This window comes from Alcanivorax sp. HI0044 (genome assembly GCF_001634945.1).
This window is the reverse complement of the sequence record NZ_LWEZ01000802.1, coordinates 1-753: the sequence shown is the minus strand read 5'-3', so window position 1 is coordinate 753 and position 753 is coordinate 1. Positions and strand designations below refer to the sequence as shown.

Below are 753 nucleotides of genomic sequence, written 5' to 3'. Positions count from 1 at the left end.
TTGTGCGATAGGGCAACTGGTTAATGTTTCTGCCGGAATTTCCGGTGGGATGCTGGCTATGACGGGTAACGAAAAGCTATTGCGAAATATTATTGTAGGCAGTGGCATTCTTTGCGTTCTGCTGAGTATTATCCTTATTCCTATTTATGCTGCAGTCGGTGCTGCCCTGGCCTTTTCAATTACCATGGTGATCCAGAATGTCGCCATGTATCTATTGTCCAGGCAGTTTATTCGCACCTGTATGAAAGAGAGTTGTCATGAGTAACCGTGGCTCGCTGAAACGCGCCTTTATTAAAAGCTTCTATATACAGTTTCGTAAGCTGGCAAAATCACTGCTTCATGCCTGCAAAGCTGCAATTGGTGGGCATATTGAAAAGCCTGAGTTCGTTGTGCTGGGTGACAAGAAGGTCGCGTACCTGGTGGTTTCAAAAGCAGCCTGTTCTTCCATAAAGAAAGCAATGGTGGCTGGTATTGTAGATGACGATATTCAGGATAATTACTCTATTCATCAAAACCACAAGGTGGCCCAACTGACGGTAAGAGGGAGGTTTCCTGACGCTGAGCAATGCCATGTTTTCACTTATGTCAGAAATCCTTTTTCCAGACTTGTTTCTTCTTATATCAACAAGTTTGAGGATTTTGAAAAAATTCGCATGGTTGGGTTTGAATATGCGGATTATCTTGGCGGTTACCTGGAAATGTCTGATTCTTTCGAGGCCTTTGTTGAGAAGGTCTGCAATATTCCAGATCGCT

General features: G+C 43.7%; 2 protein-coding genes. Both read left to right on the top strand.

Annotated features, from left to right (window positions below; genetic code table 11):
• The coding region (locus A3730_RS09600) for a polysaccharide biosynthesis C-terminal domain-containing protein (protein ID WP_197477403.1) at nucleotides 1-265 on the top strand (265 nt) is incomplete at its 5' end.
• On the top strand, nucleotides 258-753 hold a 496-nt coding region (locus A3730_RS09595), incomplete at its 3' end, for a sulfotransferase family 2 domain-containing protein (RefSeq protein WP_197477402.1). The genes A3730_RS09600 and A3730_RS09595, both read left to right, overlap by 8 nt.